Origin of the sequence: Micromonospora sp. NPDC047793, assembly GCF_040642635.1 — a bacterium.
GTDB lineage: Bacteria > Actinomycetota > Actinomycetes > Mycobacteriales > Micromonosporaceae > Micromonospora.
Map to the genome: position 1 here is coordinate 54,157 of NZ_JBEYSG010000026.1, position 20,980 is coordinate 75,136.

At 68.0% G+C, this 20,980-nt stretch carries 19 protein-coding genes and 3 pseudogenes; 9 read left to right on the forward strand and 13 right to left on the reverse strand.

The genetic code is table 11. The features are described from left to right. Nucleotides 1-25: 25 nt before the first annotated feature. The 3 genes and pseudogenes from ABZ738_RS30665 to ABZ738_RS30675 all read left to right on the forward strand — a co-directional run. Nucleotides 26-577, forward strand: a pseudogene (locus ABZ738_RS30665) (DNA methyltransferase); the annotation flags it as partial. 260 nt (nt 578-837) lie between these two features. Further along, the gene (locus ABZ738_RS30670) at nt 838-1,071 is read left to right on the forward strand and encodes a hypothetical protein (RefSeq protein WP_357219102.1); all 234 of its coding nucleotides are present in this window, start codon (nt 838-840) and stop codon (nt 1,069-1,071) included. A 139-nt stretch (nt 1,072-1,210) separates the two neighbouring features. Continuing rightward, the gene (locus ABZ738_RS30675) at nt 1,211-4,999 is read left to right on the forward strand and encodes a HEAT repeat domain-containing protein (protein WP_357219046.1); all 3,789 of its coding nucleotides are present in this window, start codon (nt 1,211-1,213) and stop codon (nt 4,997-4,999) included. A 9-nt stretch (nt 5,000-5,008) separates the two neighbouring features. Here ABZ738_RS30675 and ABZ738_RS30680 read toward each other — a convergent pair whose 3' ends face one another. The 4 genes from ABZ738_RS30680 to ABZ738_RS30695 all read right to left on the reverse strand — a co-directional run bounded on the left by ABZ738_RS30680 (nt 5,009) and on the right by ABZ738_RS30695 (nt 8,070). Further along, nucleotides 5,009-5,149 (reverse strand): hypothetical protein, encoded by a 141-nt coding sequence (locus tag ABZ738_RS30680; protein WP_357219049.1) that lies wholly within the window; start codon nt 5,147-5,149, stop codon nt 5,009-5,011. 115 nt (nt 5,150-5,264) lie between these two features. Then, nucleotides 5,265-6,323, reverse strand: coding sequence for a hypothetical protein (locus ABZ738_RS30685; protein WP_357219051.1), 1,059 nt, complete (start codon nt 6,321-6,323; stop codon nt 5,265-5,267). A gap of 330 nt (nt 6,324-6,653) precedes the next feature. Beyond that, on the reverse strand, nt 6,654-6,953 hold the full coding sequence (locus ABZ738_RS30690; RefSeq protein WP_357219054.1) for a helix-turn-helix transcriptional regulator: 300 nt from the start codon (nt 6,951-6,953) through the stop codon (nt 6,654-6,656). A gap of 28 nt (nt 6,954-6,981) precedes the next feature. Further along, entirely contained in the window at nt 6,982-8,070 is a 1,089-nt protein-coding gene (locus tag ABZ738_RS30695) for a tyrosine-type recombinase/integrase (RefSeq protein WP_357219058.1), read from the reverse strand. Between the two features lie 121 nt (nt 8,071-8,191). Here ABZ738_RS30695 and ABZ738_RS30700 point away from each other — a divergent pair, with 121 nt between their 5' ends. The 3 genes from ABZ738_RS30700 to ABZ738_RS30710 all read left to right on the forward strand — a co-directional run bounded on the left by ABZ738_RS30700 (nt 8,192) and on the right by ABZ738_RS30710 (nt 9,156). After that, nucleotides 8,192-8,350, forward strand: a complete 159-nt coding sequence (locus ABZ738_RS30700) for a hypothetical protein (RefSeq protein WP_357219061.1) — start codon at nt 8,192-8,194, stop codon at nt 8,348-8,350. 81 nt (nt 8,351-8,431) lie between these two features. Next, nucleotides 8,432-8,566 (forward strand): hypothetical protein, encoded by a 135-nt coding sequence (locus ABZ738_RS30705; RefSeq protein ID WP_357219064.1) that lies wholly within the window; start codon nt 8,432-8,434, stop codon nt 8,564-8,566. A 143-nt stretch (nt 8,567-8,709) separates the two neighbouring features. Then, nucleotides 8,710-9,156 carry a hypothetical protein gene (locus ABZ738_RS30710; RefSeq protein ID WP_357219067.1) on the forward strand — a complete coding sequence of 149 codons (447 nt, stop codon included), beginning with the start codon at nt 8,710-8,712 and terminating at the stop codon, nt 9,154-9,156. Nucleotides 9,157-9,618: 462 nt separating this feature from the next. Here ABZ738_RS30710 and ABZ738_RS30715 read toward each other — a convergent pair whose 3' ends face one another. The 3 genes and pseudogenes from ABZ738_RS30715 to ABZ738_RS30725 form a co-directional block, all read right to left on the reverse strand. Beyond that, a complete protein-coding gene (locus tag ABZ738_RS30715; protein ID WP_357219070.1) occupies nt 9,619-11,856 on the reverse strand; it encodes a tetratricopeptide repeat protein in 2,238 nt (745 codons plus the stop codon). A gap of 143 nt (nt 11,857-11,999) precedes the next feature. Beyond that, nucleotides 12,000-12,464 carry a hypothetical protein gene (locus ABZ738_RS30720; protein ID WP_357219073.1) on the reverse strand — a complete coding sequence of 155 codons (465 nt, stop codon included), beginning with the start codon at nt 12,462-12,464 and terminating at the stop codon, nt 12,000-12,002. 187 nt (nt 12,465-12,651) lie between these two features. After that, nucleotides 12,652-13,004, reverse strand: a pseudogene (locus ABZ738_RS30725) (helix-turn-helix transcriptional regulator). Between the two features lie 125 nt (nt 13,005-13,129). Here ABZ738_RS30725 and ABZ738_RS30730 point away from each other — a divergent pair. From ABZ738_RS30730 to ABZ738_RS30740, 3 genes are all read left to right on the forward strand, one after another. Continuing rightward, on the forward strand, nt 13,130-13,408 hold the full coding sequence (locus tag ABZ738_RS30730) for a helix-turn-helix domain-containing protein (protein WP_357219076.1): 279 nt from the start codon (nt 13,130-13,132) through the stop codon (nt 13,406-13,408). A gap of 92 nt (nt 13,409-13,500) precedes the next feature. Then, nucleotides 13,501-15,027 carry a tyrosine-type recombinase/integrase gene (locus tag ABZ738_RS30735; RefSeq protein ID WP_357219079.1) on the forward strand — a complete coding sequence of 509 codons (1,527 nt, stop codon included), beginning with the start codon at nt 13,501-13,503 and terminating at the stop codon, nt 15,025-15,027. A 214-nt stretch (nt 15,028-15,241) separates the two neighbouring features. After that, entirely contained in the window at nt 15,242-15,460 is a 219-nt protein-coding gene (locus tag ABZ738_RS30740) for a hypothetical protein (protein ID WP_357219082.1), read from the forward strand. A gap of 556 nt (nt 15,461-16,016) precedes the next feature. Here ABZ738_RS30740 and ABZ738_RS30745 read toward each other — a convergent pair. The 6 genes and pseudogenes from ABZ738_RS30745 to ABZ738_RS30770 form a co-directional block, all read right to left on the reverse strand. Further along, nucleotides 16,017-16,430, reverse strand: coding sequence for an Imm1 family immunity protein (locus tag ABZ738_RS30745; RefSeq protein WP_357219085.1), 414 nt, complete (start codon nt 16,428-16,430; stop codon nt 16,017-16,019). After that, nucleotides 16,427-16,906 (reverse strand): DddA-like double-stranded DNA deaminase toxin, encoded by a 480-nt coding sequence (locus ABZ738_RS30750; protein ID WP_357219088.1) that lies wholly within the window; start codon nt 16,904-16,906, stop codon nt 16,427-16,429. The genes ABZ738_RS30745 and ABZ738_RS30750 overlap by 4 nt, the downstream gene beginning before the upstream one ends. A 2-nt stretch (nt 16,907-16,908) precedes the next feature. Beyond that, nucleotides 16,909-17,436 (reverse strand): annotated as a pseudogene (locus ABZ738_RS30755) (DUF6244 family protein). A 366-nt stretch (nt 17,437-17,802) separates the two neighbouring features. Next, nucleotides 17,803-18,153 (reverse strand): Lsr2 family protein, encoded by a 351-nt coding sequence (locus ABZ738_RS30760; protein ID WP_357219091.1) that lies wholly within the window; start codon nt 18,151-18,153, stop codon nt 17,803-17,805. 924 nt (nt 18,154-19,077) lie between these two features. Next, nucleotides 19,078-20,022: an endonuclease/exonuclease/phosphatase family protein gene (locus ABZ738_RS30765; RefSeq protein ID WP_357219094.1), complete on the reverse strand. Its 945-nt coding sequence runs from the start codon at nt 20,020-20,022 to the stop codon at nt 19,078-19,080. A 52-nt stretch (nt 20,023-20,074) separates the two neighbouring features. Further along, on the reverse strand, nt 20,075-20,980 hold a 906-nt coding region (locus ABZ738_RS30770), incomplete at its 5' end, for a helicase associated domain-containing protein (protein WP_357219097.1).

The window sequence follows — 20,980 nt, forward strand, 5'->3', positions numbered from 1 at the left end:
CGACGCCTGCCGGGTGCTCGCCGCGATGCCCGACGCCAGCGTCGACTGCGTCGTCACCAGCCCACCGTTCTGGGGGTTGCGTGACTACGGCACCGGCGCCTGGAGCGGCGGCGACCCGGCCTGCCCGCACCCGCTCGGCCGGACCCGCCGCACCGACGGCATCACCTGCCCGGCCTGCCGCGCCCGGTGGGTCGACCCGCAGTACGGACTCGAAGCCACCCTGGACGACTACCTCGACAACCTCGTCGCGGTCTTCGAGCAGGCCAAACGAGTCCTCACACCGACAGGGACCTGCTGGGTCAACCTCGGCGACTGCTACAGCAGCGCCGCAGGCGGCCTCAAGGCCGGTCGGCCGCAACCCGGCGGGTTGCGACCCGCCAGGCCGCGCGTCCAGGACATGCTCCCTCCGAAAAACCTGGTCGGGGTGCCCTGGCGGGTCGCCTTCGCCCTGCAATCGCGCGGGTGGTGGCTGCGCAACGCGGTCATCTGGGCCAAGAGCAACCCGATGCCCGAGTCCGTCCGCGACCGCCTGTCCGCCAGCTACGAACTGTTGTTCCTGCTCACCCGATCCCACTCCTACTACTTCACCTCGACCCGATTCGGATCCCGCTGGCCAGACCGCAGGCCGCTGACGGAACCCGGATCATCGGCGGATCCCGCAAAGGCCGCACCGGCGGGATCGGGGCGACCGCACGCCGCCGCGGTACCACCGCCTACGGCGCCGCCAAGTACGGCGCGGAGGAGAGTCGGGTCGAGCCTCGGGCCGGGCGGGGAAACCTCGTTCCGCTCGGCCACGCCCACACCGCCGCCCATCCGAAGGGACGCAACCCAGGCGACGTGTGGCGGATCGCGACCCGCCCCTACCGGGGATCGCATGTGGCGCCGTTCCCGATCGACCTGCCGCTGCGGGCGATCGCGGCCGGCTGCCCGCCCGACGGCGTGGTCCTGGACCCGTTCTCCAAAACGCATACGTTCCAGCCAAGGTGTGCGAGTTGCTGCCTTCTGTCCACAGGTGGAACCGAACGACGTCTCGGCGTGGCGCCTCGGGCTCCAATGGCTTCGTTCCTGTGAACGGGGTTCTGGCGCATGTTCCGTGAAGACAGCCAGCCGGTCATGCGCCGGTTCAAGGACTCGGATTCTTTGCTGAAAGGCTGAGCGGTGACCGCCCTAGGCTGATAGTGGGTTCGGGCCGAGGAGGAGGAGGAGTCGCATGCTGGAAGTGCTGGTGACGGTGGGTCTCGGTGCTCTGGGCAACATCATCGCGGACGCCGTCGCGGCGACCGGCGCGCATCAGCACAACCGTCGCGACCCCGAACGGGTGGCTCTCGGCCACGTGTCCGCGAGAGCGCTGTCCACCGCCTTCGCCGCCGCGTGCCACGAGGACCTCGCGGCGTCGCCGGAGTGGATGGACGCCGTGGCTGCGGACTGGGGGCCCGTCTTCACCGCCGATGTCGCCGAGCGCCTCATGGCGGTGATCGCCGCGCCGTCACCGGAGAACCAGCGGCTGTTCGGCGAAGCGCTCCGGGACGCCCTGCGCGACGCCGGCCGCGACCCGGACATGCTGGAACAGACCCTGTCGATCGAGGAGTTCGTCCACGCGTTCCCGCAGCACCTGTGGCAGGAGCTGACACGCGCCGCGGTCACTCAGTCCGACCTGCGCGACCTCGCCCAGCTGCTCTACCGACGGCGCGCCGATCACCACGACGCGGGCCTCGAACCGGCCGGCCCCCGTCAGCGCCGACGTGACCTGCTGGACTACCTGCGCGCCGTGCTGCGTGACACCCGCGGCACCCTTCCCCCGTTCCTGCCGCACGACCGGGCCGCGCACCTGCACCAGCGGGTGCGGGTACGGCTCAAGGCTCGTCTCGCCGACCGCAGCTCCGGCGAGCAGACCGACCGCGCCTACCAGCCGCCGGTGGAGTTTGCCGGACTCGACGACGCCGATTCAGGGACCGAACGGTCGTGGACCGAGCTGCGGAACTCCGCCCCGTGGATCGTGGTGCTCTCCGACCCGGGACTCGGCAAGTCGTGGCTGGTTCGCAACGAGACCGTCCGCCTGGCGATGGAGGCGCTGCAAGCCCTCGACGAGGACCGCGACGCCGTCGTTCCGGTCCCGATCCGGGCGGACCAGCTAGCCGAGGTGCTAGGACGATCCCTCGGCGACGCCGCCGCCCGGCACGCCGTCAGCCAGGATCAGCTCGCCGAGCGGTCGCAGACGTACTTCGCCGAGCAGGTCGACGCCGGCCGTGCCGTGCTGCTCGTCGACGGGCTCGACGAGGTGCCCGACCCGGCCGCACGACAGCGGGTCCGCGCGGCGCTCGCCGCCTGCTGCCGCCGGCCCGGCGCCCCGCGGTGGCTAGTGACCAGCCGCATCGCCGGATACACCGGTATCGAGAGCCCGGACGCGGCGGAGATCGAGCTGTTGTCGCTGACCGGCGAACAGGTCGTGGCCTATGTGCACGCCTGGGGTCTTGACGATCCGGCCAGGGGACGCCTGCTCAAGGCCGTCACCGATCCCGCGGTGGCGGGAATGGCGAGGATTCCGCTGTTGCTCGGCCTGCTCTGCTCGCTGGCCGGTAACGGCCAGGACATTCCAAGGACCAGGACTGATCTGTACGGGCGGATGTTGCGCTGGTTCCTCGAACGACCACACCGTGGCCCCGACCGTTCTGGCCCGGCCGACCAGGCGCTGTTGGACCTGCTCCAAGGTGTCGCCTTCCATTTCGCGGCCCGAGGGAGCGGCTGGGCCGACCTGATGCCCGGCGACGCGCTCACCAGGATCATCCGGGAGTCGCCGATGCTGCGGGAACTGGGCGGCACCGCCGGTCAGGTTGTCGACCAGCTCGTGGTCGACCTGGGCATCCTCGTCCCCGAAGGCGACGCTTCACGGGGACGCCGCGCCCGCTACCTGTTCGCCCACCGGACGTTCGCCGAGTACCTCGTCGCCTGCTACTTGGCTGCCCTCGACGAACCGGACCGGTGGGAGATCATCGAATGTCACCTGTGGTTCGACCCCGAATGGCTCCAGGTCATCTCGATGCTCGGTGGTTTGCTCGAGGCGGACGAGGCGAGACGGCTGGTGGGTTGGCTCAGCGACCGCGACGACGACGCCTTCCGGCAGGCCTGGCTGATGGAGATCCGGGTGATCTCCGAACATCCGCAGGCCGCGGACTTGCTCACCCCGGCCGCCCGGGACACGCTGCACCAGGAACTGGACCGGGCGGTCCGGCATCCCGACCTGCGGTGGACGGTCGTGACAGCGCTGCGGGGGATCTCCGTGCCCGCGGCGGCCGTGGTCCGCCCGCTGTTGCGGCTCACCGAGGATCCGGACGAGGGCGTGCGCCTGGCCGCAGTGCGCAGTCTCGCGGCCGTCGACACACCGCCGTCGACGGCCCATCTGCTGGCCCGGCTCGATGACACGGACGAGCAGGTCGTGGTGGAGGCCGCGAAGGCCCTGGCGGGACGAACGTCGCCGTCCGTGCTACGGGCGCTGCTGGAGAGGGCTTCCGACGAGCGGTGGCGGGTGGCCGAGGCATGTGCTGCATCGCTGCGGGCCCTCCCTGTAGCGCTGCGGGTCCAGACCGTCGCGCCCTGTCTGGCCGCTGACCAGCCGGCGGCGGTCCGCGCCGCCTGCTACGCCGTGCTGCACGGCGCCGGTCCGGAAGCCCTTGAGATGATTCTCGCCGGGCTCGCGGACGAGGATCCTGACGTCTTCGTCGCGGCGGCAAAGGCCGTGAAGTCTCCGCTGCATCCGCGCGCGGAAGCCCTGCTACTGCGGCGCCTGGACACCTACTTGGCAGCGGCGGCCGCGGGCGACGACATAATCATCTGGGACGGACCAGCCGGTCATCGCCGCGACGCGGACGCGCAGGCGGCTCGCGCCGCCCTCGACCGCTGCGGATCGCAGGCACCCGGTTTCACCGCAGCCTACCTGTGCCAGGTCATCGATCGCGACGACACCCTCGATCACTTCGGCCGTGACACCGGGCCCGTCGCACCGACACCCGAACTGGTGGACGCACTCGTGCAACGACTGAGGCATCCGGGTGGCCCGCAGCACAGAGCCGCGCGGGTGCTGCGCGCGATGCGCCCGGCCGACATCGATGACGCGCTGCTCGGCCTGCTGAGCAGCGGCGACGTGGCGCTCGTCGGACCGGCGCTGGTGGCCGCCTTCGGGCGCCGTGACGAGCGGCTGGTCGCGGCGATCACCGCACTGCTCGCGGACCCGCACGACGGTATTCGGGCGAGCGCCATGGAAGCGCTCGTCGAGGCGGATCCGCCCGGCCTCGCTGAGATCCTGCCGGCCGCGCTGCGGGACAGGGCCCCGCAGGTGCGGCGGCTCGCCGTGGGCGCGTGCGCAGGCCGCGACGACACCGGGCTGACGGTCGCGTTACTCGAGCGGATCCGTATGCCCGGCGAACACGAGGGCGTGGTCGTGGCAGCGATCGAGGCGTTGCGCGGACGCGAGCAGGAGCCGGACGTCAGAGAGGTTCTGCTCGCTTGCCTGCGGGGTGAGACGGAGGTGGAGACCGAACAGCAGTACACACCGGGCAGCGGCCTCTTCGTACATTTAGGACCGTCCAGCCGTGTGGCCGCCGCAACGGCTCTGACCCAGGTCGAACCCGACGCCGTCCTCGCCGAACTGACGGCCCGGTCCGGCATGGAAAACGGTTATGTGGGCCGGGAGGTCGCGTGGGCGCTGCTGCACTGCCGGGCGCCGGGCACTGTCGAATTCCTGCTGCTGATGCGCCGGAACGGAGCCCGAAAGACCCGCATCGCCGCGCACAACGTCCTACTCTCCCGCGGCTACGAGGAAGATCTGGTGACGATTGCTGACCAGTTGGCGGCGATGCCCGCGGAGATACTGCACGACATGCTCGGGATCGCGCTGAGGCTCGGCGAACAGCACTATCTCAAGCTCTCCGGCACTGACCGCCTGCGGGTACGCCGCCAGCTGACCGCCGCGGTGACCGCCGATGAGCCGCTGACCAGATCGTGAGCGCCGGGTTCAGAGGAACGTCACCACCAGGTCAGGGTAGGCGACGACTTGGACTTGGCGGTGGGGGACCGCACCGCCGGTGTCGTTGACGACGTCGGCGATGGTGCCGACCTCGCCGAGGGAGACCGTCAAAACGCTGCGCAGCCGCATTGCGGAATACCCCCAGCTGTGCCCCGCCGGCCCGCCGCCAGATGGAGACTCACGCAATCGACAAGTCCAGCGCCACTCGGTTCGACGCGACGCACTGACGTCAAATCGGGCCGCACTATTCGTCGTGTTCCTTCGGCGGCTGATCACCAGCGCCTGGGAAGGCGTCCTCCGCGCGGTGCACGTTGCCAATGATGTAGTGCGCGGCGGCCTCCTTGGTGATCCCGATGGCCTCGGCCATCATGCGTGGGTCGGCACGCTGGGCGAGGTCGGATAGCCGGGTTTGGCGCAGAGCTTGGGGCGTGACGCCGACCTTGGTTAGTGCCCGGACGGGGAAGCCGATGGAGCATGGCCGGTTGTGCTGCCGAGTGTGGTGGGTGACGAGCAGGAATCGGTTGTCTGTGGCGGTTGTCGGACGTTGTTGAAGGCAGACGCGGATCGCCTCAACGGTCAGCGGGTCGAGCGGTACGGGATGACGCCGGTTACGTAGACGGACGGTTGCCCGGTCGAGGTCGATGTCGTCAAGGCTGAGCATCCGCACGTCCTCGTTGCTGGCTGCGTGGATGAGGCATAGCAGCCCGACGACTCGCTCGCGGGGGTCAGTATCGTCCCGCTGCCAGCGGTGCAGTAATTGCCGCTGGCGGGTGTGGTTGATCAGCAGTCCGGCGTATCCCTTGCGTTGGCTGCGGCGCAGGTGGGCGGCGGGATTGATCAGCGTGATCTTTCGGCGTCGAGTGAAGGCGAAGAAGTCTCGCAGGGCCGGGATTCGCTGGGCGGTGTTGACGGTGAGGAACGTTTCCAGATCCTCTGCGGTCACGGCAGCCCAGTCGTCGACGCCTCGGGTGTCGAGATGGTCGGCGAGCTGGAGTAGGACGTTGATGCGGTAGGCGATCGTCTTGTCGCTGAGGCTGGCCCCGCCGTACAGGAGCGGGCGGCGTTGCTGGCTGACCAGGTAGTTGACGAACTGCTGGCCGGCGGGCTGAAGCCTGGCCGGGAGGCGGTCCAGTCGTCCTTGCCGCCAGGCATCCACCGCGGCGTCGGGACCGTCGGTGGGGACGCCGTGGCGGGTGAAGAAGTCTCCGAGAATGGCTGCGGTGCTGCGGCCTCCGGGTTCGCGGCTCAGCGTCGCGAGTAGCTCGTCCGGCGTGCAGACGCCGGCGAGGATGAGTCTTTTCAACGCGTAGCAGATGTCGGATCACCTGCTTGGAATGCGATATCGCGACCCATTCGGTCGCGGCGGTGAAGAACCACGTCGGCAGTTGTCCGTTGCGGACCGAGCTGCGGTTGTCCAGCCATCGCGACAGCAGCTGCGGCTGCAGGTCGTGGCAGTCGCCGCACAATCGCAGCCGGCCGGGGGTGGCGCGTGATTGGGCACCGCAGCGCGAGCAGCTGATGGTGACGTCGGCGGCGGTGTAGCAGCGACGGCAGCGCTGGGCGGCGAAGATGCCGTTCGTGCCGCAGTCGGTGCACAGGCCCGCGCGTCGGATGTCGCTGAGTCCGGTCATGGTCAGAACGGCGGCGGGGTGCGGCCGGCCGGGCTGATCTGCTCACCGGCTGTCCGGGCGATCGTCCGGGTTTGGGTTGGTGCGATGGGTTGCGTCACCGGACTGGTGTCGACCTCGATGAGGTCGTTGGGGGTGCATTGCAGCGCGGTGCACAGTGCGGCGAGGGTCTCAAGCTTCACCTGGTTTGGCTGCTTGGTCATCAACGCGGAGATCGACGCGGAGGACAGTTCGTGTCCGGCCTTGTCGATAAGCAGTCGGCGTAGCTGCGCGCCTGTCCACACCTCGCGCTGGGCGGCTGCCATCCGCAGCCTCCACCGAATTCGCATGGCGCTACTCCTTATTCGTGCCGTGCTCGCCGGTCAACTCGTTCAACGTGGCGCTGACCGCGCTGCGGTACGCATCCTCGATGAACGTCGCGGAAGGCGTCACATAACCCATCGTGGTACCTACATGCCAATGTCCGAGCATCTGTTGAATGGCTACCAGATCGACGCCGCGCTCGTAGTTGCGTGTAGCGCAGCCGTGGCGCAGGGCATGCGGGCTGAACCCGTTCTCCCGGCCGTGTCCTTCCACCTTCAGCAGATACTTCAACCGGTTGCGGACGGTACCGCTGCTGAGCAGGCCGCCACCCTCGTCACAGAACAATGTCGGCTCGTTCTTGCGAAAGCGTGGCCGCACATCGCGCAGGTACCAGCGCAAGATCAGGTGCAGGTCGTCCAGCATCGGCACCCAGCGCGGACGCGGTCCCGACCCCTTGGCCGCTTTGCCGAACCGCACGTGCAGCTTGCCGAACGGACCGCGGTCGAAGTGCACGTCGCGGATCTCCAGCTTGGTGACTTCAGACGCCCGCAGCCCGGCGTGGTACAAGGTCCGATACAGCGCATAGTCACGCGCCCACGGCGCCCACTTGCGGGCCACGCCCATACGGGTGCGGATGAAGGCGAAGAACTCATCCATCCGCTCCGGCGTCGGAGGCACGATCGCGGTCGTGTCGTCCACATGCCGGCCAGCGTGGAACTCGTCGATCGGATCCTGCAGCCGCACCCCGAACCGCTGCTCGATCTCAACAGCGTGCCGCGCCAGAAGGTAGCGGAAGAACTGACGAAACGTCCTCACATAGTCTCGGCGCGTCACCGACCCCGTGCCCCTGGCGACCAGTGCCTCGACTACCCGATCCACGTCGGCGGGGGTCAACTCCCATGCCGTCTGGCCCGCCAACTCCAGAAACCGGTCCAGGGTGGCATTGTCGTTCTCGATCGTGAGCGCGCTGAAGTTACGCGCCACCATGCTGGAGACCCAGCCGCCGACACACCGGGCCTGAAACGCCCATGGCTGCTCGATTTCACCGGTCGCCACCGCAACCGCCACTGTTCCCTGGACGAGCCGTAGCCCTGGACGTCCGCTCATCACCGCACGCATCCCTTCGACACCCTTTGAACTTCAAGGTGCCGCCTAAAGATGCGGGCAACCGCCGAAAGAGTCACGGAGCCACACTTCCGCGTATTCCCACGGTCAAAGGCGTTGCGGTTGATTAGAACGTGTGCGTACCACGGGTGGCGCCGGCACGACCGGTCTCGCCGCGCTGCACCTCGGCCGCCGGTACCTGGGCGTCGACATCAGCCCCGCGTTCCACGACGAGGCGCTGCACCGACTCGCCCCACATCTGCCCCACCACACGCCGAGCGAGGACGGCGGGTGAGCCGCCTACACACCGTGCCGGTCACCTTCGCCCAAGCCAGCAGCTTCGTCGAGGACTGGCATCGGCATCACCGGCCGCCACGTGGACCCCAAGTTCAGCATCGGGACCGCCGACCAGGACGACGTCCTGGTCGGCGTCGCCGTCGTCGGGCGTCCGGACGCACGGATGCTCGACGACGGCCTGACGCTAACCGCAACCGCGGATATTCGAACCTGAGGAATGCCCGCACGCTGTTGCAGCGGGCCGGCAACGGATGCCGCGGCGGACTTGCCTATCCCCGTGAGACGAGCGTGAATGGGACCGGTCCCGGTCCATCGGCGTCGGACCCTGCACGCTGTTCAAGGGAAAGGACGGCCGCCGTGCACCAGATAGACATCGACGATCAGGTCCATGCGACGCTGCGTGAACTGGGCCGCACGGGGGACACCTTCAACGATGTCCTACGCGGTGTCTTGAACCTGAATCTGGAGGGACCGAGGCTCATGTCGGGTGGGCACCGACGGGCCTGGAATGCGAAGCCACCGCTCGGCGCGCTCGTACGCGCCGGAATGTTGCAACCCGGTCAGCGTCTGGTCTGGAACCGGCCGCGCATCGGTGAGCAGCACACCGTCACTGTCGATGTCCACGGCAACCTCATCACCGAGCAAGGCCGGATTTGCCCCACGCCGGACAGCGCCACCAGGGCGATCGTCGGCTATCCCGCCGCCGGCTGGCCAGCCTTCCGCACCGAGGACGGCGTCAGCCTCCAGCAGCTGCGGGAACAGCACACTGCGAGACGTGGCGACGGGGGCCACTACCGCTCGTAGCCGCAGCACACACCCAGGTCGAAGTGACCGGGGTCGCCACCGACGGCACCCGCGACGCGAACTGACTGCTGTACGCGGCGACGTGGCGGGCCGCCCGAGCGCGGGGCTACCGGCGCCTGGTCACCTACACCCAGAAAGGTCGTGAGTTCGCGATTTCCGAAGTGCTGAGAGCCATGAATTGGAGTGGCGTCAGCAGTAGCTGACTCTACATCGAGGTGCCGGTCCGGGACCCTGCGAAGGGGCGCAGCGTGCCTTGGGCCGCACGACACTTCCTGCTCCGCCGGGTGCTGAGCTTCGTGATGGCGCACTGAAGGGTGCCCCGGGTGTGTGGATGACCGCGTTTCCAGGGCGCCCTTCGTCCATAACGGCGATGTCGCCGCCAGAGGTCTGGTCAGACAAGGCCAGCAACGCTTGGTGAACAGCCTGCGCGCTGCGACCGACGTGCTGGGCTAGGCGAAGAAGTCAGCTGAGCGCGTCGATTTCAGCCGCCAGTTCGGCGGCCTCGGCCGCGCCGAGACGCCGGAAGATCTCTAGGGCCCGTCTCATGTCGGCGATACCGTCGATGACACCGGTGGCGACCGCACATCGACCAATACCCGCCGACGCCCGCGCCTCGTCGAGGGGGCTTCCTGCCTCACGGGCCAGTCGAAGTGCTTGGACGTGACATGCTCGCGCTTGCTCAGAATTGCCCGAGCTCCGCAACAGTTCCCCCTGGTAGTTAAGCACCTCGGACTCAGTCTGGCGGTCGCCGAGATCCCGGGCAATTGTCAGCGCCTTCTGCAGCAGAACGGTGGCCTGCGGGTAGTCACCAGTGAGCCGCCGCAGATTGGCCAGCTCGCAGAGGACCCAGGACTCTCCGTTGCGGTCACGGAAGCCCCGGAAGACGGTCAGTGCACGCTCCAACAGGGCACCGGCCTGCAGGTAGTCACCAGCCAGCCGCCAAATTCTGCCCAGCTCGGCGAGGGTCCAGGCCTCGCCGTGGCGGTCAGCGATATCCAGGCGAATGGTCAGCGACTGCTCCTGTAGGGCGGTGGCCTGCGGGTAGTCACCGGTGAGCCGCCGCAGATTGGCCAGCTCGCAGAGGACCCAGGACTCTCCGTTGCGGTCACGGAAGCCCCGGAAGACGGTCAGTGCACGCTCCAACAGCGTAGCGGCCTGCAGGTAGTCACCGGTCAACCGACGAAGGCAGCCCAGCTCGGTGACTGTGTACGCCTCGCCGTGGCGGTCACCAATGTCCAGATGGATGGTCAGCGCACGCTCCAGCAGGACGGTGGCCTGCGGGTAGTCACCGGTCGCCACCCGCAGGTTGCCCAGCTCGCTGAGGGTCCAGGCCTCTCCGTTGCGATCACCGAACCCCCTGACGATGGCCAGGACGTCGGTCTGGAGGGCTATGCCGTCGGTCCATGGACCGTCTTGGCGGAGGAAAGCGGCGAAGCTGGCGGCCAGGTCGACGGTGCGGGCGTGTTGGCTGTGCCGGCGGGTGTAGGCGACGCAGGCGGCCAGGTTAGCGCGTTCGGCGCGGAGCCATGCTGCGGCTTGAGCTTGGTCGGGTAGGTCTGGTATGGGGCTAGTGCATGCAGGAGTGGTGGTGTGGCGGGGCGTCGTGCCCCGGCGCCGAATTCGCGTCGCGGCGATGGCGGCGGTGTGCTGGTAGAAGTCCAGCAACCGGCCGGCGGCCGCGTCGGCTTCGTCGGTGATGGTGTGGGCGCGGGCGTAGAGGTTGATCAGATCATGGAGCCGGTAACGGTGGTGAGCGGGCTGCTCGGCCAGGTGGTGGGTGTACAGGTCCCGCAGATGCCTCTGGACTGCGGTGACCGGCAAATCGGTGAGGGCGGCTGCAGCGTAGAGGTCGACATCGGTGCCCGGTGTGAGGCTCAGCAGCCGCAGAACACGTTGCTGTTCTGCGGTCAGCCGCTGGTAAGACAGGTCGAACACGGCGGCAACCCCAAGTTCCAGGCTGTCGCGGTACTCGTCGATGCCGGCGAGACGGTCCTGAGTGACTTCCAGGTCGGCCAGGACATCGGTGACACCGCCGGCCTGCCCATCGGTGCCGATACCGGAGGCGAGGACAGTGATGGCCAGCGGCAGGTAGCCACAGAGGCGAACCAGGCGGACCACAGCGGCCTGCCCGGCAGCATCGAGCCGGTGGGGGTGGACGCGGGTGAACAAGGCGACAGCCTCGGATTCGGGCAGGACTTCGAGGGGCAGAATTGTGGCCCCGTAGTCGCGGCGCAGCCCGGCCAGCCGGCGGCGGCTGGTGATCAGAACGAGACAGCCCGCTGAGCCGGGTAGCAGCGGGGCGACCTGTTCGCCGGTGGCGGCGTTGTCCAGAACGAGTAGCAGCCGCTTTCCTGCCATCCGGTCGCGCCACCGGTCCGCGCGGGCCGACGTGCCTTCGGGGATGTGTTCGGCGGTCAAGCCGGTCGCGGCCAGCAGCCCGGCGAGGACATCGCCCGGCTCGGACGGGGCCCTGTCCGGGCTGTGGGCATGCAGGTCGACAAACAGCTGCCCGTCCGGGAATCTGTCAGCCACCAGGTGCGCGACGTGGCGGGCCAACGCGGTCTTACCGACCCCAGGCATGCCATCGACCGCGTGGATGGCCACCACGCCGCCGGTGAGGGGGGTGATGGAATCGGTGATTTCCCGGATTTGCTCGCCGCGACCGGTGAACGTGGCAATGCCTGGGGGCAGGCCGTGCACCACCTGAACCGGAGCTGGTCCAGACTCCGCTGCGTACTGGTGGTGATGGACGGTGACGGGGCCGCGGAAGGTTCCCTGTGCGCCCAAGTTGACGTTCGTGGAACGCTGGGCCAGGTCGGTCGGTGCGCCGGGGATGGGTGACCCTACGCCACACCCGGCTGGGCTGGGGGGATCGAAGTGGCGCCGAAGCTGACCTGGGCGTGGAACTCGCCCGTCGCTCCCAAGTTGTTGGTGACCTGATTGATGGTGTCCCCGACATGCCCGCCGCTGATCGTTGATGTTCCTATCCGGTATTTGCCTGCCTGCCGCCCGGCCGGATCGGCTGCGGCCAGGAGCGCCTGTGCAGCGGCGAGGACCTGAGGGTCCTCACCGGCGCGGGCGATGGTGAGGGCCTCGCTGACGTCGCTCTGCCAGGCGCCGGGCTCCGCCTCGACCGCCTCCAGCACCGCATCCGACCGACCTTCCCGGACAAATGCCCGGCTTAGCAGATCCCGCAATCCGGTGTAGGCGTCTACGACCACGGACTGTGCGGCCGAGGTCACGCCGGCCGTCGTGCCGGCTGCCGCGCCGACCATCAACGCATTTAGGATCAACTCAACGTCAGACATCAAGCTCACCCTCCGTCGACCGGACTGGTCGATTGTGTCACATCTCGTCGAAAGATCGACATCGACGAGAAGTCCCGCAGCCACGACCCGATCCGGCAGGTGTGCCTACGGCTGGGCGTCCGGCGCCGGGCAAACCGTCCCGTTCTGCGCATGGCCACCGGCGGCTGCCGGCAGACGGTGCAACGGGTCAGGCGCGCAGCGTGGACGCTGGGCGGCGCCGTCGTCGTGCCGGAGGCAGGGATCGATGACGGCCCAGCCGCGGTACGACCTGACTGCCGGTCGGCGCGATGTCGGCGTTGGCGGCCCGTTTGAGCTCGTCACGGCGGGCCTTCACCTGCTGCGGCTCGTACAGCAGCAGCTCCGCCGGGGTGCAGTTCAGCACGGCGCAGAGCACGTCGAGGTCGTCTAAGCGGATCGACGTCGGCGTGGTCGTCCACAGCGCCGACATCTTGCCCGCGGTGATCTCCAGCCCGTGCTCCGCCAGCAGCCGGCGCATCTCCGTGGACTCCAGATCCCGCGTTCAGCAGCCTTCCGCCGCATCCGCAGGCGCCGCACGGCTGGCGCCGCCGACCTCGATTCCGGCATACCGACTGATCCTCGGGGCTGGCCCCGTTCTGGGCGCGCCAGATCCCCGACCGACTTTCACTGCCATTCAAGGAGTAGTCATGTCATCCGACCGACCCTCGACCTCTACATCGACTACATCGACGTCGGGCAGTGGCGCGTGGAGCCTCGACAAGGTTCGCGCGCTCGGCACGACCACCGATGTCGCCACCGCGGGCGCCATCTTCGGTCTGTCGCGGTCCAGCGCCTACGAGCTGGCCCGGTCCAACAGGCTGCCGATACCGGTCATGAGGATCGGCTCCCGCTACCGGGTGTCCGTGCCGGCCATCATCGCCATCCTCACCGCCACCGACTTCAACCGTCCACCGCAGGTGACTTGACCCGTCCCCGCGACCGAGCGTGGATCACCATCCAACGACACCCGACAATCCGATGCCCCGTGCGGCATCGGCACGAAGGAGACCTTGTTCCGATGGCCGATGGATCCATCACCAAACGCTGCGGCTGCCGCCACAACGGCAAGCGCCTCGGCGTGAAGTGCCCCAGGCTGCGCCGCGGCAACGGATGGAACCCGCACCACGGCATGTGGGCGTACCAACTCGAACTCCCACCCGACGCCACCGGGGCCAGACGGCAGTTACGGCGGGCCGGGTTCGACAGCCGCGCCGCCGCCGCCACCGAACGCGACCGCGCGCAGGCGCTGCTCGACCTCGGCGGCACCGACAGACTTCTGCGCCGTCACGTGGCCGATCTGCTGCATCGCCTCCGGCACGGTGAACCGCTACCCGACCGCGACACCCTCGCCCGCGACCTCCACACCACCCCAGCAAGCGGCGACGCCGGTACGCCCACGGCCGGTGCCGGTACGCCGTTGACCCTCGGCGTCTATCTCACCACCTGGATCACCGACGTCACCGGCCTCGCACCGGCCACCATGCGCAGCTACCGCGACCACATCAACAAGTACTGGATCCCCAAGCTCGGCGACGTACCGCTGCACACCCTCACCGCCGGGCACATCCAGTCGGTGTTCGCCGGCATCGAGGCACGCAACGCCGAGATCCTCACCGCCCGCCAAAGCACGCTGCAGTCCGTGCGGGACAGCGTCAAGGGGGTGCGGACGGTCGGACCGGCGAGCATGCACCGCATCCTGGCCACCCTCCGCAAGGCACTCAACGACGCCCGTCGCCTCTACCGGCACAGGCTCGTCGACCACAACCCGGCGGAGTCGGTGATCCTGCGCTCCGGTGCCCCACCCAAGCCGCGACTCTGGACCGCCTCCGCGGTCAACCGGTGGCGTCACACCGGCCGACGTCCCAGCCCGGTGATGGTGTGGACCCCACAGCAGGTCGGCGAGTTCCTCGACTACGTCGACGCCCACGACCTGGAGCTGTCCACTCTGTTCGACCTCGCCGTGCACCGCGGACCCCGCCGCGGTGAACTCGCCGGACTCCACGACTACGACGTCGACCTGACCGCCAACGAGTTGACCATCGTCGACCAACGCACCAGCGTCGGCTACAAGGTCATCGAGAAGGCGGTCAAGTCCGCCGCCGGTGACCGAGTGGTGCCGCTGGCCAAGGACACGGTGGCGGGGCTACGCGAGTACCTCACCCGGCGCGCCGCCTGGAAACTCTCCGCCGGAGACCGGTGGCATCACAGCGACGTCTTCTTCGTCCGCCGCGACGGACGCCCATGGCACCCCGAACTGATCACCACCCGCTTCGACCGGCACGTCACCAACGCCGGACTCCCACCCATCCGGTTCCACGACCTGCGACACACCGCCGCCACCCTGATGCTCGCCGCCGGAGCGGGCATCAAGGAGATCCAAGACACCCTCGGACACGCCAGCTACAAACTGACCGCCGACACCTACACCAGCGTGCTCCAGGAACTCAAACACTCCACCGCCGAAGCCACCACCAAACTCATCCCCCGCCGGCGCCACCGCGTCGGCGACCTTGAGGCGGAGGGCGGACACCGTTCCGCCGCGTGACGCGGTCAGCGACAGCGCCGTCCGCTGCTGAAACCCACTCACCGAGATCCCCGACGGAAAGCGCGCTCGCCGCTTGTGGGCGGTGCACGCGACGGGTCAGACGGAGTCCGCGTGGCATCTGCCGACATCCTTAGGCGGACGGTGGATGATCCACGCGGGCCACGGCTGGTGTACTGGCAGCGCCGAGTTCAAGCCGTCGCCGAGGAGGGCGGAAATGGCTGTCCACACCTCGCGTCGGCTATTGACGATTTCGTTGACTGGCTTATCCGGCTTGTCAGCATTAGCGACCATCGGAGCGCTGGAAGAGTTCAGCGAGGTGCGGGGGCAGGCACTGCCCCATCGTTTCGACGAAGTCTTGCTGGTGTGGTTGTTGATGGTCAGTGTGCTAGCCGCAGGGCGGCGGTCGCGTACAGCCACGGGCGACACCGAGTGACCCACTGGATCCTGTTGGCCACCGGCTTGATGGGGCTCATCCCTGCCGTCCTGCCCGGAGTCTTTGCTCCGGTCGCGCGCGCTCGTGGAGCGAGAGCGGTGACTGTCGACCACGCTGGGAGCCTCCGCCTCCACAAGATCGCGGATCTTGCAGACGTGACTCGACGGCCTCGACGAGGTTCGGCCGCCACCGATCGCGGATGGACGTGGCCGTCAACTTCACAGACAGCGAGGGTGGTCTTCTGATGCGGAACCGACGAAGACTGATCGGCTGCGGCTTTCTGAATTTCGCGCTCCTCTGGTTTACAGGATCGGCCTTGGCTCTCACTCGGGGCGACGCCTGGTATTCGCTGATCTCCGGCTCGCTACAGTTCCTTGCAGGAGCGGCAACCACATTCGCAGGAGTTCGCGAATTCCGAAGAACGGAGGCGTGAAGGTGCCCGAAGGGCGCCAAATCCCTGGACACGAAAGACAGGAGACGGTCGATCTCCCGGCCGGCGTCAGCGGACTGCCCTCAGTGCCCCTGCCGCCAGCCACCCCACCCGATCTCGCCGCGGCTACTCAGGACAGGGCAGGTGTGGTGGTGTTCCGCCGGTCTTGAGGAAGGTGCCTGCTACCTGTATGGCGGTGTCTGGTCGCAGCCGCAGGTGTTCGGTGGGGTACTCGGTGGGTACACCGCCGAGGTCGAAGTGGAGTTGCTGGTCCGGTGGTGGCACGGTGGGGTCGTTGAGGTAGCCGCCGTCGTCGGCGATGTGGACCGCGAAGGCGTGGGTGCGGTGGCCGAGGCCGATCTGCAGGCCGGGTGGCAGGTCGTCGGGGTCGTCGGTGATGTCGCTGAAGATCGTGACGACGACAGGCTCGCCGGCCTGGTCGATCTCGCGTAGGAGGGCTTCCAGGGCATCGGCGTCGGTCAGGTCGGTTTCGTGGTTGTCGCGGTGGTCGCCCCGGTCGTAGGTCCAGGTCACCTTCATCCGATCGCCTTTCCGTTGCCGGTGTAGGTGCGCCAGTGGCGTACCTGCCCGTCATCGTCGCGTACGAACACGTCCATCTGCGCGCCGGCTGGCAGTAGCCGGGAGAGGATCTTCTCGCAGCCGTAGGGGGTGTAGTCGCAGGGCGGGTTGTTCGTCACCACGGCCGCCTGGGTGACGTGGTCGCGACGCATCCGGGCCGCGAGCTTGGCCTCCAGATGATCGGTCGTGGTAGCGATGAGCTGATACGCCGGTTTGAGGTCGACGGCGGCAGCCGGGTCACGGCCAGACTTCATAGGTATCCGCTGCCCGTTGATCAGCGCCACACCGGAGGTCGGATCCTTCGCCTGCCGCCAAGGCAGGTCTCGGGCGGCGTCCGTCAGCCACTCGGGCAGCCGCGCGGATGGGGCGTCTTCGGTCGCACTCGTGGCGGTGTCGCGTGGGGTGGGCGGTGAGCTGAGGTCGCGACCACCGCCCATGGTCAGTTTCCCAGCTCACCGACCTGCCGTGCCTGCGCCAGCGCCGCGTCGACCCGGCCTTGGGCCTCAGTCCTGCGAGTACAGACAGCCGCGAGGATCTGCATCACCTGCTGCAGACGCGCCAGCGTCGGACCGGGCTGACCGCCCTACAGCGCCGCCATGGTGAGCCGCCGCGCCTCGTCGACAGCGGATGCCGCAGCGGCCACGCTGCCATCCACCGTATTGAGCGCCGCGAGCACTGGGGTGAGCGCGGCGATGGTCTCCTGTGGCGATGGTTGTTGCGCCACCGAACCTACGGACCGCGATGCCTCACTCAGGACGCCCGATGCCTCGTTCAACCGGGATTGGGCTTGCCCGAGCACCTCTCGTACCCGCCCGAGGCCGGCCGTGATACCGATGAAGCCAGAGGCCACCGCGCGAGCGGCGATCTGCTCAATGGCGCGGTCGACCGCCGCGGTCTCCTGCTGGGACCGGTCTACACCCGCGGTCATCGCCTGCAGGTCGGCGCCGATGGTGTCGGTCAGTGACATCGCCTCATCACCCCGCTCGAACGCCTCGCGCCTACCACCCGACGGTGGCAGCCTAGAGACGCCCGCCGACGGAACACAACGTCCGGGAAGCGAAGCCGCCAGCGGTGTCCTCTTCCGGCTGCTTCTTGAAGGATGATCCCGGCGTGCGTGACTACTTCGTTCACGCCTACAAGCTGGCAACGCGGGACATCCGCACGTGGCACACGTCATCCGTGAACGCGACGCCGACCGACGCCGCGACATCGAACGTCGCCCAGTGAATCTTGTGTGGGCATAACTAGCGTGGTGGCGCAGGACGACGCCGCTGTCACGGGACCACGACTACGGTGCGGTCGAGGTGCGCGCAGGGTCGGCGTGTGTGTGCCTTTACCTGCCGGCCTTCGCGTGGTAATCGTCGACGATTTCCTGCGGGATTCGTCCTCGATCGGAGATGTCCTTGCCGGCCTTCTTGGCCCATGCCCGGATCGCTTTGTTCTGCTCGCGGTCGGTGCTGGCCGTGCCGTGGCCGCGAGCAGCGCGTCCACCGACTACCACTCCGCCTCGGCCGACCTTCGTGCCATGGGCGACATAGGGAGCGAACAGTTCGCGCAGCTTGCCGGCGTTGCTGCTCGACAGGTCAATCTCGTACTGCACGCCATCGAGAGCGAACTTGATGGTCTCCTCGGCGTCTCCGCCGTCCAGGTCATCGATCAGCTTCTGAATTATCTGCTTCGCCACGGTACGCGCATTCCTCTCGAGCAGGGTGATCCTACGAACGTAGGGACACGATATCCCGAGTGACGCTTGCCGCGTCAACCAGATGGACTCGGCTGGACTCGTATTGACCGGTCGAGCCTTCCGGAAACTACTCCTTAACCTGCCAAGCACTCTGGCTTCCAGTAAGTGAATGGTGACCCCTCGTCAGCCTGGCAGGCGATGTCCGGGAGGGGGTGACCTGCATTCGACTGGCGGACGACTCCGTTGATCAGCGGCGCGACACCTGAGGTCGATTCGGTCTCGCTCGATAGGCATGGGCCGCCTGGCACATGGCCCGCCCAGGGGTTCACGGAAGTGGCGCGGCCATCCGCGCCCAGTCGCGGTCCAGCGCCTTCTTGGAGGCACAGCGCGGCTCGCGGGTGCCAACGACCGAGGGAGAGCACGAGGTTCGGCGACGACGGGGGCCGCGATGGGTGTGGCACACCAGCCGAGCGTGAGTGGTGTCGGTAGACGCTGCCGAGATGCGACCAACACGTGAGGAGGTGACTCGCTACAGGCGGTTGATGCCTTAGCGCGCGACGACGCCTATCATTAATCGCACTGGCCTCTATCAATCTTCGCGGGGCCTTGAAGCGCGTTCCCTTCTACGAGACGAACATTAAACTCCTCTGAGGAGTTGCCATCACCGTAGGCGTCAATGAAGTCCGCCGGTGTCCGGCAAACAACCCACAGTCAGGGTTACGTCATCGCGTTACCGGCGTGCCGACGTGGGAAGATCCGGTGCCACCGCACGCAGGGCGGTGGCGGTCACCACGTAAGTGACCGCGCCTGCGATCAGCGAGATCGGCGTGTGGACGAGCACGAGGGCTGCGATCCGATGCGCCACACGGATCACCCGGACAGCCGCTGATTCCGACTCCACTGGTGCCGAGATCCACATCATCGTCAACCGCCCTTACCGGACGATATTGTCGGGAATGTCAGGGTGGCGGTAATGAGGCGGTGGTCGGACGGCGGCGGGTTGGTGTGGGGTAGGTGGACGTGGTAGCTGTCGGGGATGACGTGCGGGAGCATGGCGGTGTTGGCGAGGAGCCAGTCGATGAGCAGGCCGCCGCCGACGTGGTCTTGGTCGTTGACGGTGGGCAGCAGCTCAGTGTCCGGGTTGGTTTGCCAGGCGAGGTCGGCGAGGGCGTGGAAGCCGCATCCGTCGTCGCGCTGTCGGGTGTGGGGATTCCAGCGGCCGATGAGGTGGTCGACGGCGTCGGTGTCGGCGGTCCAGGTGCCGTCGGGTAGGCGTCGGCCTTTCTGGGCACGGGTGCGGTGGTCGGCGGCGGTCCAGTCCCGTTGGGGGAGGTGGTCGCCGCTGGCGGTGGAGTTGAGGTCCCCGCCGATGATGACGGGTCGGCGGGTGGTGCCGTAGCGGTCGAGAAGTGCGGCTTGTTGGCGGCGGCGGATGCCGCAGTGCGGTGTCCAGTGGGTGACGGCCGCGGCGAACTCGACGCGGTCGCTTTCGACGTCGGCGGTGTCGGTGACGGCGAAGACCGCGATGTTGCGTTTGTCGGGGAACAGGTGCGGGTCACCGGCCTCAGGCCAGCTTCGGAGGGTCAGCACGGTGGGGTCGTAGATGATCGCCGACGGCATGGGGCTGTCGGGATCGTGCCCGAGCAGACCGACGTAGCGGGTGTGGAACCGGTCGGCGAGCAGCTCGGCCGCCTGGTGCAAGGGTCGGCTCCCGTCCTCCCTCCAGTACTTCGCCTCATTGAGCAGCAGCAACGCGGGGGCGTGTTCGACGGTATGGAACGCGTCGACGAGCAGTCGCAGGTACCGTCCCTGACCTGGTCGTAGGCCGCCGGCTTCGAAGTTGAGTAAGGCGATCTCCAGGCGGGTCAATAGCTACTCCAGCATGGTGCGCGGGGTGTTACAGCGGGTTCAGAAGGCGTTCTCATCCGGTGGGCTGCCCTGTTTGGGGGGCCAGGTCGGCTGGAGGTGACGGTGCGGTGCCAGGTGCTGTGGGGCCGGTGTCGCCGTGCGAGCGGCTACTTCGGCTCGCGGTGACCTGGTGAAATCCGCTCCAGCCGCTGGGTATCTCCCAGTGCATGTCGATCGCGTCGAGGGCGGCGATCCTGTCTTGCGAGAGGGTGCCGTCGCGTCGCGCGGCGCGTTGGGCGTGGATCCACCGGGAGAGGTCGATGTCGCCGTCGCGGTGGCCTCGGGGTGGGTGCAGGTGTCCTTCGCGCTGGTGGAAGGCGGTGGCGGTGGCCAGGTTGCGTTCCCAGGTGGCGTCCCGGATGGACCACTGCATGCCGAGTGCTTCAAGGCTGCGGATGCGGTCGGTGGTGAGGCGTCCGAGTCGGTAGTCGGTGCGGCGGGCGCCGAGCCAATCGTAGAGGTTGATGCCGTTGATGAGCTGGCCGTACGGGACTCGGATGTGGCCGTGGGTGGCGTGGAAGTGGTGCAGGGCGGTGAAGCCGTCTTGGTAGGAGGGGCGGCGTTTGGCGGTCCAGTCGATCCCGAGGGCGGTGAGGGCGGCGACTCGCTCGGCGGCGAGGGTGCCCTTGCGGTGGTAGCCGCGTTGTTGCCCTAGCCAGAGGGCGAGGTCGAGTCCGTCGACCACATGTCCGGTGGGCACGTCCAGGTGGCCGTACTCGGCACGGAACGCGGTGGCGGCAGCGACGCCTCGCTCCCAGGCTCGCGTCGTGGGTGTCCAGTCGAAGCCGATCTCGGTCAAGGACTGGACCCGGTCCTGTGGAAGCCGTTGTGCCTGGTAGTCGGCTCGCTGGCGCGCGGCCCAGCGGTCCAGTCGCACGCCGTGGCGCACGTGGTCGACGGGGACTTTCAGGTGTCCGTG

Coding starts and splice junctions, on each gene's coding strand:
- ABZ738_RS30740 (WP_357219082.1), top strand. CDS start 15,242: ATGGCTGTCCACACCTCGCGTCGGCTATTGACGATTTCGTTGACTGGC.
- ABZ738_RS30695 (WP_357219058.1), bottom strand. CDS start 8,070: ATGCGTGCGGTGATGAGCGGACGTCCAGGGCTACGGCTCGTCCAGGGA.
- ABZ738_RS30675 (WP_357219046.1), top strand. CDS start 1,211: ATGCTGGAAGTGCTGGTGACGGTGGGTCTCGGTGCTCTGGGCAACATC.
- ABZ738_RS30745 (WP_357219085.1), bottom strand. CDS start 16,430: ATGAAGGTGACCTGGACCTACGACCGGGGCGACCACCGCGACAACCAC.
- ABZ738_RS30750 (WP_357219088.1), bottom strand. CDS start 16,906: ATGGGCGGTGGTCGCGACCTCAGCTCACCGCCCACCCCACGCGACACC.
- ABZ738_RS30720 (WP_357219073.1), bottom strand. CDS start 12,464: ATGTCTGACGTTGAGTTGATCCTAAATGCGTTGATGGTCGGCGCGGCA.
- ABZ738_RS30690 (WP_357219054.1), bottom strand. CDS start 6,953: ATGGCAGCCGCCCAGCGCGAGGTGTGGACAGGCGCGCAGCTACGCCGA.
- ABZ738_RS30735 (WP_357219079.1), top strand. CDS start 13,501: ATGGCCGATGGATCCATCACCAAACGCTGCGGCTGCCGCCACAACGGC.
- ABZ738_RS30680 (WP_357219049.1), bottom strand. CDS start 5,149: ATGCGGCTGCGCAGCGTTTTGACGGTCTCCCTCGGCGAGGTCGGCACC.
- ABZ738_RS30730 (WP_357219076.1), top strand. CDS start 13,130: ATGTCATCCGACCGACCCTCGACCTCTACATCGACTACATCGACGTCG.